The 15,892-nt window shown below is 43.1% G+C and carries 12 protein-coding genes and 1 pseudogene; 7 read left to right on the top strand and 6 right to left on the bottom strand.

Features of this window, described 5'->3' with window-relative positions:
* Positions 1–53 precede the first annotated feature (53 nt).
* Both GTW09_RS11505 and GTW09_RS11500 read left to right on the top strand, forming a co-directional pair.
* Entirely contained in the window at positions 54–2,987 is a 2,934-nt protein-coding gene (locus tag GTW09_RS11505) for a bifunctional diguanylate cyclase/phosphodiesterase (protein ID WP_163112001.1), read from the top strand.
* A gap of 220 nt (positions 2,988–3,207) precedes the next feature.
* Positions 3,208–4,911, top strand: coding sequence for a PAS domain-containing protein (locus GTW09_RS11500; protein WP_163112000.1), 1,704 nt, complete (start codon positions 3,208–3,210; stop codon positions 4,909–4,911).
* On the opposite strand, the gene GTW09_RS11495 is transcribed toward GTW09_RS11500, so the two are convergent.
* Together GTW09_RS11495 and GTW09_RS11490 are read right to left on the bottom strand one after the other, a co-directional pair.
* Positions 4,908–5,252: a hypothetical protein gene (locus tag GTW09_RS11495; RefSeq protein ID WP_163111854.1), complete on the bottom strand. Its 345-nt coding sequence runs from the start codon at positions 5,250–5,252 to the stop codon at positions 4,908–4,910. The two genes, GTW09_RS11500 and GTW09_RS11495, sit on opposite strands and share 4 nt — an antisense overlap.
* Positions 5,238–5,422, bottom strand: a pseudogene (locus tag GTW09_RS11490) (IS5 family transposase); the annotation flags it as partial. The pseudogene GTW09_RS11490 and the gene GTW09_RS11495, both read right to left, overlap by 15 nt.
* A 339-nt stretch (positions 5,423–5,761) precedes the next feature.
* On the opposite strand from GTW09_RS11490, the gene GTW09_RS11485 reads away from it, so the two are divergent.
* Both GTW09_RS11485 and GTW09_RS11480 read left to right on the top strand, forming a co-directional pair.
* Positions 5,762–7,300: a methyl-accepting chemotaxis protein gene (locus tag GTW09_RS11485; protein WP_163111999.1), complete on the top strand. Its 1,539-nt coding sequence runs from the start codon at positions 5,762–5,764 to the stop codon at positions 7,298–7,300.
* Between the two features lie 50 nt (positions 7,301–7,350).
* Positions 7,351–9,903 carry a sensor domain-containing protein gene (locus GTW09_RS11480; RefSeq protein WP_163111998.1) on the top strand — a complete coding sequence of 851 codons (2,553 nt, stop codon included), beginning with the start codon at positions 7,351–7,353 and terminating at the stop codon, positions 9,901–9,903.
* 267 nt (positions 9,904–10,170) lie between these two features.
* On the opposite strand, the gene GTW09_RS11475 is transcribed toward GTW09_RS11480, so the two are convergent.
* On the bottom strand, positions 10,171–10,347 hold the full coding sequence (locus GTW09_RS11475; protein WP_163111997.1) for a hypothetical protein: 177 nt from the start codon (positions 10,345–10,347) through the stop codon (positions 10,171–10,173).
* A 567-nt stretch (positions 10,348–10,914) separates the two neighbouring features.
* On the opposite strand from GTW09_RS11475, the gene GTW09_RS11470 reads away from it, so the two are divergent.
* A complete protein-coding gene (locus GTW09_RS11470) occupies positions 10,915–11,301 on the top strand; it encodes a nucleotidyl transferase AbiEii/AbiGii toxin family protein (RefSeq protein ID WP_163111996.1) in 387 nt (128 codons plus the stop codon).
* Positions 11,302–11,321: 20 nt separating this feature from the next.
* Here GTW09_RS11470 and GTW09_RS11465 read toward each other — a convergent pair whose 3' ends face one another.
* Positions 11,322–12,143 carry a MipA/OmpV family protein gene (locus tag GTW09_RS11465; RefSeq protein ID WP_163111995.1) on the bottom strand — a complete coding sequence of 274 codons (822 nt, stop codon included), beginning with the start codon at positions 12,141–12,143 and terminating at the stop codon, positions 11,322–11,324.
* Positions 12,144–12,511: 368 nt separating this feature from the next.
* Between GTW09_RS11465 and GTW09_RS17770 the strand changes: the two genes are divergently transcribed.
* Both GTW09_RS17770 and GTW09_RS11455 read left to right on the top strand, forming a co-directional pair.
* Positions 12,512–13,396, top strand: a complete 885-nt coding sequence (locus GTW09_RS17770; RefSeq protein WP_163111994.1) for a LytTR family transcriptional regulator DNA-binding domain-containing protein — start codon at positions 12,512–12,514, stop codon at positions 13,394–13,396.
* Between the two features lie 197 nt (positions 13,397–13,593).
* Positions 13,594–13,986, top strand: coding sequence for an OsmC family protein (locus tag GTW09_RS11455; protein ID WP_163111993.1), 393 nt, complete (start codon positions 13,594–13,596; stop codon positions 13,984–13,986).
* A 70-nt stretch (positions 13,987–14,056) separates the two neighbouring features.
* Here GTW09_RS11455 and GTW09_RS11450 read toward each other — a convergent pair whose 3' ends face one another.
* Both GTW09_RS11450 and GTW09_RS11445 read right to left on the bottom strand, forming a co-directional pair.
* A complete protein-coding gene (locus GTW09_RS11450; protein ID WP_163111992.1) occupies positions 14,057–15,370 on the bottom strand; it encodes a type II toxin-antitoxin system HipA family toxin in 1,314 nt (437 codons plus the stop codon).
* Positions 15,370–15,636 (bottom strand): helix-turn-helix domain-containing protein, encoded by a 267-nt coding sequence (locus GTW09_RS11445; RefSeq protein WP_163111991.1) that lies wholly within the window; start codon positions 15,634–15,636, stop codon positions 15,370–15,372. The genes GTW09_RS11450 and GTW09_RS11445 overlap by 1 nt, the downstream gene beginning before the upstream one ends.
* Positions 15,637–15,892 lie beyond the last annotated feature (256 nt).

Here is a 15,892-nt window from a genome sequence, read left to right as displayed (position 1 = left end):
GACAAATGGCTATTTACGGTTTACATTCATAAGCCGTATATACGGAGATGCGCATGAATTCACCAGATTTCCCTGCTGACGAAGCTTCAAGATTACTTGCGTTAAAGCGCACTGCGTTACTCGACTCACAACCGGAAGAACGGTTCGATCGAATTACTCGGTTAGCTGCGTCTGTATTTAATGTTGACATCTGCTTGGTTTCCCTTGTCGATAGCGACAGGCAATGGTTCAAATCAAAAGTGGGTACTGATGATTGCCAGACAAGCCGTTCAATATCGTTCTGCGGGCACGCGATATTACAAAATGACGTATTGGTAGTACAAAATGCTACCAAGGATGCGCGTTTCTCTGACAATCCCTTAGTACTACAAAAGCCAAATATTCGTTTTTATGCGGGTGCGCCACTGCGTGAACCTGGCGGGCAGCCCATAGGCACCTTATGCCTTATCGACCCTGAAGAGCGAGAATTTTCACAACGAGAAAAGCAGCAATTACGTGGGTTTGCTGATTTAGTTGAACATGAAATAGCTAAAATCGATATTGAGCATCTTGAGCATCTTGAGCAGCGCCTTATGGCGAGCAATCTGCGTACGGCCTCAATTATTGAATCGTTACCGGATATGGTCTTTGTTATTGACACACACCTTCGGTTTACCCTGTGTAATGAACATCCTGATTTGCTCAAGCCAAAAGATGAGGTTTTGGGGCAAAAGCTCTTCGATGTATTACCTATCGAATTGGCTAACCAAATGAATCGTTACGTTGAAAAGGCGTTTAATAGTAATACGCTACTTCAACACCAGTATACCCTCAATAAACTGAAGCAATCTTTCGAAGCTAGGTATCAAAAGTTAAATAACAGTGAAGTGCTAGTGATTGTGCGCAATATCACGAATGAGAAGCACAAAGATGACATCATCAACGATAACCAGCACTTACTTGATGCGGTTATTGATACCAATAATATAGGGGTATGGCGTTTAAATTTACAAGATGACCAACTCATTGTTAATGAGAAATGGGCAACCTTACTCGGCTACGAGTTATCTGAGCTCATGCCCATAAACAGGCAAACATGGGAGTGCCTGACCCATCCAGACGACTTGGTTTATGCCGCGCAGCAAATTGATGAATACGCACTGGGTTTAACATCGCATTACGATGTCAATATTCGAATGAAACACAAAAACGGCCAGTGGAAATGGATAAACACGAGAGGAAAAGTGGCGTCAAATTCATCAAATGGTGAAGTTGAATGGGTATTAGGTACGCACTTTAGTATCGATGAGCAGCTGCAAGCAGAAAGTCAGCTCAAAGAGACATCGTCTAAAATGAGCGCTGTAGTAGACAACTTACTTGACGGCATCATCACCATTGATTCAAGCGGCATAATGCTGACAGCTAATCAGGCTGCGCAAAGCATTTTTGGGTACTCACATCGCGAGCTTATTGGTCAAAATGTCAATATGCTGATGGGCTCGCCGCATCGCGAACACCATGATACGTATTTAGCAAACTACCTTAGTCGCGGTATCAGTAATATTACGGGACAAATTCGCGAGCTGGACGCACAGCGAAAAGATGGGTCAGCATTCCCTATTGAACTGGGCGTGGTTGAAGTATCCCTAGATGATGACATTAACTTCATCGGCATAGTGCGTGACATATCAGAACGTAAGAAGCGCGAAGACAAAATACACCAGCTTGCTTTTTACGATCCCCTAACATCCCTTCCAAATCGTCGCTTGTTGTTAGACCGTTTGTATCAAGCGCAATCCAATTGCAACCGCACGGGCGCTTATGCGGCATTACTGTTTCTCGATTTAGATAACTTTAAGGATTTTAATGACAGCGCCGGGCATGACAAAGGCGACTTGTTACTGTGTGAAGTGGCACAAAGACTGGCGCAAACCGTCGGGCATGGGGGTACGGTATCGAGACTGAGTGGTGATGAATTCGTCATCCTCGTGACAGAGTTAAGTGACACCGAAGAGGTGGCTGCGGCACAAAGTGACGCGCTCGCTGTAAAACTGTTAACAAAAATTGGGCAGCAATATGATATCGAGGCAATCACGTATCAGTGTTCAGCCAGTATCGGCATTACTATTTTCAATCGAAGCGCCGACGTCGTTGGCGACTTATTAAAACAGGCCGATATGGCGATGTACAAGGCCAAAGCAGCAGGGCGAAATCGCGTATGTTTTTTCGACCCGAAAATGCAGACTGATGTAAACACAAAAGCGGAAATTATTCAGGAGTTATATACCGCAATTTCAAACGAGCAATTTGAGCTTTATTATCAAAAGCAGATTGACGACCATGGCCGTGCTATTGGTGTAGAGGTGTTGCTGCGCTGGTGTCATCCCGTAAAGGGAGTTATTTCACCAGCGCAATTTATTCCCATCGCAGAAGATACCGGCCTTATCGTTCCAATAGGTCAATGGGTTCTACAGCAAGCGTGCCAAACGCTGGCCCGTTGGGCAAAGCAGTCTGCTACAGAAGCACTTACTATTGCCGTTAATATCAGTGCTATCCAGTTTAATAAAAACAATTTCGTGCAGACAGTGCTTGATGCGCTTCACCATACCGGCGCCAACCCTCATCACTTAAAATTAGAGTTGACGGAGAGCATGCTGGTCAGCGATATAGCTGATATCAAAACTAAAATGTCTGCATTACAGCAACACGGTGTGATGTTTTCTATAGATGACTTTGGGACTGGTTATTCATCGTTATTTTATTTAAAGCAGCTACCGCTAAATCAATTAAAAATAGACCAGGCCTTCGTACGAGATATCTTGGTTGATGACAATGACAGAGCTATTGCACAATCAGTGATAACACTCTCGCAATCATTGAAATTAGAGGTTATCGCTGAAGGCGTTGAAACACAGGCGCAGCGCGCGCTGTTACAGAGTATGGGCTGTAATGTTTATCAAGGATATTTTTTTGGAAAGCCGTGCAGCATCGACGAATTAGAAATTTAATACTGATCAAGCCCACGTAAGGTACTACGAGGAACCAGCCAAAAAATGGCAGCTGGTAGGTCTGCGTAACTGCGGCGAATGTATTTAGATTGCATATATGGCGTTGGATGAGGTTGATGATAGATATTTTGCCGCTTGAGCTTTGCGGCCTTAATAGATTTGGTGCTTCCAAAGGGCATCTTTTTATTCTAAATACAAAAAAAGACAGCGGTGAAAGAAAGTGGAAGAAATAAACAAGCTAAACGAATTGCACATGGAGGTTGCGCGTTTACGACAGATAATTGATGGAACAAACATTGGTACATGGGAATGGAATGTGCAAACTGGGGAAACACGCTTCAATGAGCGCTGGGCGCAGATTATCGGCTATACATTAGACGAGATTTCTCCAACCAACATAGACACATGGCTTAACTTTGCCCATCCCGATGATTTAGCTAAGTCGGAGCGCCTGCTGAATGCGCATTTTGACGGCCACACTCCCTTTTATCACTGTGAAATTAGAATGAAACACAGAGATGGCACCTGGGTTTGGGTAAGGGACCATGGCAGGGTGGTGACTCGCAACCCTGAAGGCTTGCCCGAGTGGATAGTGGGCTCACATATCGACATTACGCAAGAAAAACTAGAGCACATTGCTACACAACGCTTAAATAAAATAGCGAGTTCTGTACCCGGTGTAATCTATGAGTTTGAAATGGACGATGATGGGCAAATGGCCTTCCCTTATGCCAGTCCCGGAATTGTCGATATTTACGGCGTTACGCCGGAAGAGGCAATGGAGCAGGTTGATGAAGTGTTTTCAGCAATACACCCAGCCGATGTGGAATATGTTGAAAAGAGTATATTGCAGTCAGCACAAAATCTAGAGCCTTGGGTCGCAGAGTATCGTGTTGAGTTACATGGCCAAACTCGCTGGGTCTCTGGCTATGCTAGGCCGGAACGCCTCAAAAATAAAACGCGATGGTATGGGCTAATCGTAGATTCGACAGACACAAAAAAGGTGTCGCTCAAATTAGAAGAAAGTCAGCGTAGGCTTAAACAAGCACAAACGCTCGCGCAGCTTGGTCACTGGGAGGCGAATACTGAAACAGGCGATTTATTTTGGTCTCCACAGATTTTTGAGATTTTTGGGTTTGAGCCCGATAGTTTTCAGCCTTCGACCAAGGCGTTTTATGATGCAGTTCATCCAGATGATAGAAAGAGAGTGCAGGCGAGTGAAGAGCAAGCAAAATTAACAGGCATACAAGATGTAGAGCATAGAATTGTTCGACCTGATGGCACAATACGCTGGGTACATGAGTATGCTCATGTTGTTCCGCAGCGCGACAATGCTGATAGCTCGGTGTTAATTGGCACGGTGCAAGATATTACAGAGCGAAAAGCGCTAGAAATAAGATTGAGAGAACAGTCTAACACCGATGCACTCACACAAATTTTTAATCGCCGCTATGCTATGGCCTTTTTGAAAAAGCTGTTCAACGTCAACCATGCCCGTTTGAATGATAATGCAGAATGCGCGGTTATCAGCTTTGATATTGATTATTTTAAGAAAGTTAATGACACATACGGTCATGCCATAGGCGATAGAGCGTTAAGGCTTCTTGCCCAAACAGTGAAAGAAGTGCTTCGTTCAGATGACGTGTTCGCCAGAATGGGCGGCGAAGAGTTCATGATAATTCTTCCGGGTACAACCCTCAGCGAAGGCTACTGTTTAGCCGAACGTGTTAGGGAGTTGGTGGAATCTACCGCCATTTCGACCCGCTCGTGCGTCACCCATATTACAGTAACGCTGGCGGTTGCTTCTTATTCAATGAACGATTCGTCCGTCGAGGATTTCTATGTACGACTTGATGATGGCTTGTATAAAGGGAAAAGAGAAGGGAGAAATCGAGTGGTATTAGTGGAAAATGAAAGAGCTTAAAGTATATAGCCCATCATAGCCGACCGCATTGAGAAATTTTCGTTCACTTCTTCGATAACGCCGGTGACAAAAAATCGAATCATCACCATGGATTTATCTAAAGAGCGTTGAACGTTAGACAGTTTTGTTTCCGCTTGCCTCGCTGCTGTCACATCATTTGCAATTTTAAATATTTTCCGTATGTTTCCACCATTGCTGACAGGAACGCATATCGCCTCAAGCAAAGCTTCATTTCCCTGTTTGTTGATACGGGAAAATGTTAGGGAAGATGATTCACCGATTCCTAGGTCGTGTTGATTTTTGTTGTTCATGTTCTCATCAACCCACATCGGTAACCACATAAGCGCAAAGCCAATGCCAAAACACTGTGGTAGTTTCTGGCTAACTTATCATATCGGGTCGCTACGGCTCGATACTTCTTGATTTTCAACATTGCATTCTCGACTAAATGACGATAGCGATACATCGCCCAATCAATATCATTGTTGCCTGTTTTACTGTTCCCTTTCCTGCTTTTTTTGCTTGGCATAACGCCGTATCCGCATATTTAATGAGATCGTCAAGAAGGTGTCCACGCTGACAAATGATAATGCAGCATACATACTTTCAAGTGCTGGAAAATTGCAATCAATATGATGCCAGCCGATACAAGCGGAAAAAATAGCATTCCGTGTAAACAAAAACGTGCACATCGCATCACAGACTATCTGAAACAGGTATTAACAGTTAGTTTGGCTGCACTAAGTGAAAATTGAGCACTCGTGCTACCTCAAGTCAAGAGATAGCTTTAATTTAACGTTTTCAATATACTTTGAAATATTAAGTGTTTTTAATTTTCTCGGGGTCAATTATGTCTCGCCGTAATCAAGCTATCATCGATGAAGAAGTGACTTTTTCTGATGAGGAAGAGTTAGTTTCAGTCACTGATAAGCGAGGGGTCATCAAATATGTTAACAGTGAATTTTGTCGAGTTGCTGGTTTTACCAGCGATGAACTTATTGGCAAAAACCATAACATAGTCCGTCATCCAGATATGCCAAAAGCAGCATTTGCTGACATGTGGTCAAAGTTACAAGCAGGAAAGTCGTGGCGTGGTGCAGTAAAGAACAGGTGCAAAGATGGAAGATATTATTGGGTTGATGCGTTTGTTACACCTGTTTTTGAATCAGGTGAACTGGCTGGGTTTCAGTCGGTAAGGACGACACTTTCCCTTTCAGTTAAAACGCGCGCGGAATCACTTTACGCTCGCCTAAACAATGGCGAACGTATTAAAGAAACCATGTGGTCTTCTCATCAGTTTCGGCTATGTGGTTTTATACTGTTGTCATTGATTGCTTTGCTTTTGTCTTTTAAATCACCGTATTTTGCCCTTCTTTTCCCTATTGCGACATTCTTTTGTTTTTATGCCGAGCTCATCAGAACACCAAGCATACTCAAAAAGATGTGCCATGAATACGATAGCGTCTCCAGGCATGTTTATAGTGGCTCATCGCTTACTGATGTCATGCATTTTAGGGAGTTGCTACATCAAGGTCGAGCGCAAACGATTCTGGGCAGAGCCAGTGATGGCGCAAAAATGCTATTAGAGAGTGCGATAACTTTAAAGCGAGCCTCTTCCGAAACGCAAAAGGGAGTAGAGCGGCAAACTCGGGAGCTTCATCAGTTGGCTGCGGCAATTGAAGAAATGTCTACGACTATTCGCGATGTGGCATCAAATACTGCCAGTACATCAGAGCGTGTTGATGCTGTACATGCGGAGTGCAGCAAAGCAACAGACTCAATGAAAAATACTATGGATGCCGTTACGGTTTTATCAGATGAGGTCTCTGCGTCTGCTCAGGCGTCAAAGGTATTAGCTGATGAAGCAGAAAAAATTGGCAGCGTGACGAAAGAAATTCAAGGTATTGCAGATCAAACGAATTTATTAGCCTTAAATGCAGCTATTGAGGCTGCCAGAGCGGGAGAGCATGGTAGAGGATTTTCTGTTGTTGCAGAGGAAGTGCGAGCGCTATCAACGCGCACCCACGATGCCACAGAACAAATCCATCATTCCATGGCAGGTATTAGGGAAACGTTACTTGCGTGGGCTGGAAAAATGCAACAGGGTAAGCAAGCGGCAGAGCAGTGTTTGTTAGACTCTCAGGGAACCGTCAATATTATCAATAAGGTTTATGATGACGTCGCTACAATAGCAGGCTATGCAACACAAATTTCAACTGCAGCCGAAGAGCAAAGTGTGGTAGCAGAAGAAATTAGTAGAAATGTTGTTAACGTTAATCACGAAGCGGATAATAACCTTGTATTAGCTAGCAATGTGTCGGAACAATCGGACCAAATTACAGAACGCTCAGAGTCACTGGCTTCTTTACCACTCTCGTTCCGAGAATAGCAGTGTATCTTCAGTCCTATTGGTGCAGAGTGTTTTAGCTAGGGATATTAATGTTTAAATATAAAATAAAATTTGACAGCGATGCATTCACGGTATTGGTTTCCGATGAGGCAGTTTATCTTCAGGAAAAACTTGATACTCTGCTAAAAATACTAGGTGCTGAAGCCCTATTTATTGGTGTAGTTGGCAACCATAAGATCTCGACATTATTAATGGCTAGTTCTCGTGCCATTGAGCAAACAATTACATTTACCATAAATAATTCACATAACGACACAGCTGAAAGGGAAGCAAAAGACCCGAACCATATTCATTCTTCATCAATAATCTGCACTAACTTGCCTAACGAGATAGAGGTGAGTATGAATGCGCCCATTTCCAATGAAAACGCTGGTACTGTAGGTATGCTTATAGGGTGCTTTGCAGCTTCAGCCGATGTTGAGCCACTGAAAAAAAAGCTATTTGAAACCGTTGCAGAGCAATTGAGTGCTTACCTTCAAAAGTGCTTTCTAAATAAACAAACGACGGCACAGCTAGGACTGTTAAGCGACATTCAATCTATCGCAAAAATTGGGGCATGGGAGTATCACTATCACGCCAAAGACGTATTTTGGTCTGATGAAATTTACCGTATTTACGGAGTGTCAAAGAATCAATCACTCACGCCAAATGAAGCCATGAGCTTTTATGCGCCTCAATCGCAGGAAAAAATTAAGCGCGCATTTCACGACCTTACAACCAATCTTGAGGCTTATGATTTAGAGCTTGCTTTTACCGACGCCAGTGGCAATGCGAAGTGGGTGCGAACTACCGGAAACTCTGAGGTAGACCAACAGGGCAAAGTGGTGCGAGTTTATGGCACATTTGAAGATGTAACAGAAGCAAGGCTGATATCTGCTCGCCTTAAGGAGCATACCGAAACACTCGAAAATATTTGGAATAACTTGAACGATGCAGTCATCACTATTAACAGCGAAGGCCAAATACGGCAGTGCAACGAGGTAGCAGTTAGGCTGTTCGGTTATGATAAGAGTGAGCTAATAGGCGCGAATGTTGCCATGTTAATGCCACAGCCCTATGCCATGAAACACGATAGTTACATGCAACACTACAAAGCAACGGGTGAGGCTAAGATTATAGGTGTAGGTCGACAACTCCCGGCTAGAAGAAAAAATGGCGACGTTTTTCAAATGGAGTTATCGCTAACTGAGTCGGTGGAGAAGGGAGAGAAACAATACATTGGGCTGGTAAGAGATATCACCGAGAGGCTTGAAGCTCAAGATGCCATCTATAACTTGGCATTTACAGACAATGTTACGCAGCTTAGGAACAGTCAATGGTTTGAGCGAGAAGCCAAGGAACTGATGTTTGAAGCGATGCGAAAAAATCATTGCATTTATGCGGTGCTGCTTGACGTAGACAAGATGGCATCGTTCAATCAGCGCTTCGGCTTTAATGCGGGAGATAAGGCGTTGAAGCAAATTGCCGACAAGCTGCAAACGGTTATTGGTAACGAGTACGCTATTTTCAAGTTTGATGCCGATGCTTTCATTATTTTATCCCGTCGCACCGCTTGTAAATCAGAGATAAGTGCGTTTAGCGCTCATTTGTTGGAAAGTGCACTGCTAAACGCTGAAAATTATAAAATAAAAATAGGCGACGCGCGCCAAACACTCTCATGTTCAGCGGGGAGTGCTATATTTGACCCCAGTGAACATTCCTTTGAAACTATGCTAAGCGTTTTAGAGCACGCATTACGAAATGCAAAGAAATCTGCGCCTTTTGGGCTTTGCCATCTGGCTAAAGACGGCATAAGAGAGTATGACAAATTTGTAGCACTACAAGAAAAAGTACATTCGGTGGTGAAAAACGGCGAGCTACGTTTAGCGTTTCAACCTCAATTCAATGTTAGCGGAAATGTAGTGGCGTTTGAGGCGCTAGTTCGGTGGCACTCGCCAGACTTCGGTTGGGTAAGTCCCGCTGACTTTATTCCCATTGCCGAGGAAAATGGCGCTATTTATGTTATTGGTGAATGGGTGGTGTCGAGAGCATGTGACGCGCTAAACGAGTTAATCACTATGGGTATTCAAACTACGGTTGCTATCAATATCAGCGCGATGCAAATTGTTATACCCGAATTTTCCCTGTTTTTAATTCGAACACTAAAAGAAAAAAATATACCTCCTCAGCTTCTTATACTTGAGCTTACAGAAACAGCACTCGTATCTGATATGACGCTAGTTCGCAATACTATGCATGAATTGGCAGAGCTTGGATTTCAGTTTTCTATTGATGATTTTGGTACCGGTTATTCGAGTCTCGCTTATCTAAAAGAATTACCTATTTCAGAATTGAAGGTTGATAAATACTTTGTCGATGACATAGACAGTGACTCAGACAATGCAGAGTTTGTGATTGTGGACGCCATTATTAATATTGCCAAGGCCCTAGGCGTACAATGCGTGGCAGAAGGTGTTGAAAATGAAGTGCAACGAAATTATCTATCTCGGATTGGTTGCGATATCTTCCAGGGGTATCACTTCTCCAAACCGCTATTAGATGAAGATTGGAGGCGATTTATTCGCTCAGCGCACTTTAGCTAAACCGTCTTCCGTTGCTAGGGGAATTGAAATTACTGACTAATATTGAGCGATTCAAAGCGCTGCTAGCTTTTCTAAGGTAAAAGGCTTAGTGATGATGTTATCGATACTGGCAGTTTTGTTAACCCTGCATGAAAAGTGCGGGAAGGGCTAGGTCGCTAACCTCACCAGATTTCACGTACGTGCGCCTATTTTTTCACCGCAATCACACCGACTTACTATTCAACGATTGACACGCAACACCACGAAAAGAACGCTACCCATAAGATATTACAGACCACCTTCAAAAAGGTATACCAAAGAAAGGTGTCCCTCATCCACCACCGAGGTGCCCCCCTTGTTCAACTCGCGCGCGCCTTCGGCTGGTCGGGCAGGGCGGGTTTCAAGGTTGATGCTTCTACCTTTTGAACGATAATATTTTATTGCTTCAGAACCATTATTGCTCATATGCTATCAATAATTTGGATTTAGATGAGAGCGATTACGAACAACCTCTTAAACTATGATTTTTTAACAAAAACTGTTTGAATTACAACTGCATGAGAAGCAAACCTCTCTGCGTCATATGCTGTCATGATTGCTGCTGCTCGCATAAGTTAATTTGGCTGAGGTAAAAATTTTCAGCGCAACACTGAATCATGCCGTCGTATTCTTCATCAAAGTTCGTCAATTAATGGTTATGATGACAAATGGCTATTTACGGTTTACGGTTTACATTCATAAGTTGTATATACGGAGATGCGCATGAATTCACCAGATTTCCCTGCTGACGAAGCTTCAAGATTACTAGGTGAAAGCGAAGGTGAGGTAAGCTTGATGCCTAGTCCATGTAGCACCACAAATGTCGCAGCTAGAGTGCAATACTATTGCCATTTACAATTCGAGATAAGGCATTGATACCGACATAACATAGTGCGGCGCAATCAGCGAGTTTCATACCCATCGTCGTTCGCTTGGCTTTAATGTTTTGTCCCAACACGTACGCATCTTCCGGTACAAAGCAGCAAAGGGATAATGGCCGACAAGCTGATTGCGTTAGCGTTTCGAGAGCGCCAGATAAAACCACGGGACGTGTTAGACTTAGCATGGCTAAGCCAACAGAACGTTCCGATTGAAGCTTCACTGGTAAAAAAGAAGCTTGTGATGCGTGGTAAAACTCGGAAAGGTTTTCTCAAAAATCTACAGGTACACAGTGGATCCATTCTGGCGTCGGATGAGACGAAATTAGACTTTGAAAGAGAAATGTTACGATTTGTCCCTAAAGATATCCGCGAACGTACCTTAAATCGCAAGGAGTTTTGGCCATATGTGGGTGAAACGATAGCCTCACAAATCGAGACAATTGGATCGGCGCTGAATAGAAATTCCACAAATGGCCACGATTCATACATGAAGATGTAGAGAGCAAAGCTCAATACACCCTAGAAAATATAAATAAACCCCACGCCAACCTCTGTTTCGTAATCGCTTCGCGCGATAGGGCTATCTTGCACGTCACTGCTGTAATACTCAAAAAGTGCCTCGCCATAAAGCTGCCAACTGTCATTGATATAGTGTCGAAAACTATAGTCAACGCCAATGGAACGCAGGCCACCGCTTAAGTTAGTTTCAGCCAATCCAGAGGCTTGTGCTTGCTCGGCGTTTATGCCGAAACCTCTGTTAGCATACTCACTATCGTGGAACACAGCGACTAAGTTAATTTCATGACCGGTACCGTCAATTTGGTCGCCAAAGCGGCGGCCTATGCCAAATAACCCTAAATTTCCATCTCCGCCGGTTACTACTCGGCTAACCAACCAGTAACGCCAGTCATCAGTAAATGACCGTCGTGCTTGAAGCACCAATTCAAACCCTTCATCTTGTTCACCTAAGCCATCGAGGTTTCCATCGTCAGAATCACCTTCTTCGCGGCCTTCCTCAAAACCTAATAAGGCTTCTAACAGCCACTTGTCACCTTGAAGTCCTCGCCAGCCAAATGCCTCTCCGGCAAAATAAAAAATATTATTACCGCTGCGCCACTGCACGGCTCCTGCAGGTTGAAATTCTAACCCAAACTCATCCGAGCCTTCGTAGGCGGTTTCGTATTCAATACCTAAGCCTAGGCCGAAGCTCCAACCGTCTTCCCCCTTAGTAAAGTCGTCTAGCGATGGCAAAGGAACCAGTGCAGCATTATTCTCTTGTGCCGAAGCTAATTGAAAAATGAGGCAGTAAATACACAATACAAATGAGATAGCCTTTTTCATGTAACAGTAACTCCACATTGTTATTTTTAATTGTAAGTTCTTAGTTGCGTAACACATCAAACAGCCGAGTTTGCTATTGGGTTTCGCGCCATGGTTGATCAGTGTTTTTGAATCAGCCGATACGCTAAAAAACAGGCTACGCTAGTAACGCAGATATTTGGCTTAACATGGACATGAGTATAGACGACCGTTCAGCGATGCATATCGAAAATGTAGAAGCTGTTGATTTTATGTATGAATGGCCAATGATTATTCGACTAAACCCACTAGCAACGTGTGAGAAAAACTAACCGTTAATACAAAAAAGGGGTATTTCGTTGAGTGTTCACTGTATAAATACATGTGATACGAACCTAGGAGCGCAGTAAGTGTTAGTTAGCGATACAGTTTTAGGCAGGGCACCGTTAAAGAGTGGTTTTGCTCTTACAGCATTTGGTCTCACCCTGTTGTTTACGTTAATGGAGCCGGAGTCTTCTTACGGCCTAAACTTTTTCCAACGACTGCTATTCTGGTTTTTGCAAATTTCGGCTGCGTTACTGGGGTTAATGCTTGCTAGCTACATGACCACTAAGATGCCACCCAAGCAATTTCCCTTGTACTTATTGCTACTCATATCTGGGCTTTTAGGGGCGGTGCTGGTTTCTCCTATTTTTGCATCAATCGATTATTGGTTTCCGGGCTTAGAAGATGAGCCGGACAGTTGGGTTGATATGCTCGATCAGAAAGGCCCTTTCTTTCGGGTAGTATCAGAATTTCTTGAAGTGACACCTGGCATCATTACGCTATGGTTTTTAATAAACATTCCGTTACTTCTAAAGGTTACTTACAAGCTCCCTAACGAGAAAGATAATACGCCTGAACAACACAGCCGGCCTAAAACCGAAAAAGAACTAGAACTAGAAAAGCGGAAAAAGCTAAAGGCTGAATTTTACGGAAGGCTTCCGAAAGTGCTTGGCCGAGATATAATTTCCATAAGCTCCGAACTTCATTATGTGAACGTGAAAACCACAAAAGGGAATACACTCATACTTGGTGCGCTAAACCAAATAGCACAGGTGTTAGACGATGAAGGTATATTGATTCATCGTTCTCACTGGGTGCATAGAGATCACGTTATTAGGGTGCATATTTCAGGCAGCGAAGCGTGGTGTGAAATTCCTTATGGGGCAAAACTGCCCATTAGTAGAAGTAAGCGTAAGCTTGTAAAGCTGTATTTTGGTAATGAAACGAAGGTAGATAATGCAAAAAGTTGAATTTGTTTTTTGTTTAACTCCCCGTTAATGCGATACGTTGTTCATTAATTTGCGCGGCATTGTGTTGATAAATGCCGTTTAACAACGGTGCTTCACTATTGTTAGTGTCAAAGCGCACAATAACCTTGACTCCGCGTACAACTCCTTTCAGGATCAACACATCGTTTATTAGCTTAATTGAATATAAGGTTACCGTTATGAAAATAGATATCGCACTTTTGGAAGGGCAAAAACTACAGGCCAGTTTTGGCAAGCATCAAATCATCAGTGACCAAAGCGTATCAGCCGGGGGCGATGAGTCTTACCCTGAGCCGTTCGATTATTTCTTAGCTAGCATGCCTTTATGCGCAGCGTTTTTTATCCGCAAATTTTGTGACGCGAGAGACATCAGCACAGACGGGATCAGTATTAGCCAAGACCATAGCAGCAGTGCCGAAGATAAATTTAAAAAGGCATTTGCTATTAAAGTAACCTTGCCTGACGATTTCCCAGAGAAATATAAAAAGCCACTTTTGGCGTCTGCCAACAGCTGCACAGTAAAGAAAGTCATTCAGGCAATGCCAGAATTTAGTATTGAAATTGAAGAGTGATAGGCTAGAGATAGCTAACGTCAGTTAAAGTACAAAAGAAATGGCGCTGTGAGCTATCAGCGCCCACCAACTATCTCTTTAAAAAGTGAGATATTTTGCGCAAACATGTCAGTGTATTCTCGGTTATAGCCTCACCAACCTCTTTGTCAAAAAGCATATTGGCTTCCTGTAAAGATGCTCGTAATGCTGGTTCTACCTTGTCCACTAACGACGTCATAATAGCGAGCGTTTGAGCTTCACTTATTCCCTGCTTTTTACCATGTTCAGGCCAGTGCCTAGGCATAATTTCATTCCATCTGTAGAGTGTGTTCTTACTGTAGACTTTCATTGCCATCTTTATTTTTTGTGCCTGAATATTCCCTTGCCCAAAATAAGGATAAGCACTGAGCACGTCATAAAATGGAGCCAGTCGGTAGCCATCCTGATTGAGTGTAATACTGAAGTTCTTGCCATGACCATCAATTGCTGCAAGTAGCCAATACACAATCTGCACACGCAAAAATTCGAGTCTATCTTTATAGGCGTTTCTTGAGCCAGAAAGTAATTTCATAACTTCTTGGGAGCCCGGGCCGCCTTGTTCTTCATACTTTGAGCCACTTACTTTTCCTAGCGCCTGACAAATATCCTCTTGAGGAAGTCTTAAAATAACGTCTGATTCAACTTTACGATCAAAGCGCTCGACCACAAGTACCTTTTGATCTTCAAATTGTGCAATGTCACAATTGGCGACATCTAAACCCAAGTTTTTCATAAACGTCTGGCAAAACCATTCATTGTCTACACTCGAAGATAAGTCTACTCCCAAGCTTTCATGATGAAGAATAGGTGGCTTAAATATATGCGTTGTTGGCGTTGAGCCGTGTGGCCTGCACCATTTTCCTCTCCATAGAGTCAGTGCTGTTTTTTCCTGAGCACCGGCAAGAGAAATTCTAAAGTCATCGCCTGAGTGCATACCCAACATTTTTTCAAAGCGAGTGTCTCTGATAATTTGTGCTAATTCACCCTCAGACAATGGTGTAAGCCTTAGAGAGGGTATTCCTCCTGTTGCAGGAGTTTCTGTAAATGTAAGCGCACCCACACAATCTTTTCCAATCTTGGCTAACAAGTCGAAGGGGTTAGCACTATCTGCCCCTAATTGGTCTTTCATATGCTCTCTAATAGCGCCTGTATCGGGCAGCAAGTTATCAAAATAAGCATGTACAGCGTCTCCCGATATCTCAGCCCTTTGCATGGGCATGCTCAGAGAAATAGCACGGCTTCCTTCCACCTCTAACCAGTCTGGGGAGTACTTAAAGCTTATGCGCCCATTTTTTAAATATAAATCACCGACTGGAAATCCATTCATAGAGCAATAAAGGGTTTTGGTATGTGATTTTCGTCCCATTAGAATCTCAACGACTTTTTAGCAAGTGGAGTAACCTGCGTAGACTCTTCATCCTTGTTTACTTTGCCGACATTAAACTCTAAGTTTAGTGCCGCACACAGTTTGATGAGCATTTCGGCCGAGACTTTTTCAGTTTTTGTTTCACAGTTGGAAATATCCCTTTGATATACGCCAATGCGTTCTGCTAAATCTGCCTGAGTCCAGCCTTTGAGCTTACGACTGTCTCTAAAAACCGCGCCTAAATCTTTTGGTGTGTTAATTTTCATATCAGCTTTTATGCACAATAGTGAATAAAATTAGTTTATGCAGAAATGTGTATAAAGCAAGTTTATGCAGATTATTATATAAAGTTAAAATATACATTTCTTAGTATAAAATGTGACTATGCAGCATCTATTTCAAATTCAATATGGAACTTAGTTGTGCCTACTCATCATATTCAATAGACCAAAGAAATGACAACGATCGACTTACCGTTTGTCAGCGTAATTGAAAGAACGGTTACTTTTTATTGGTGAACCT

Origin of the sequence: Alteromonas hispanica, from assembly GCF_010500915.1 — a bacterium.
GTDB lineage: Bacteria > Pseudomonadota > Gammaproteobacteria > Enterobacterales > Alteromonadaceae > Alteromonas > Alteromonas hispanica.
Note: the sequence above shows the minus strand (reverse complement) of the source record. Positions and strands in the feature narration are given on the sequence as shown.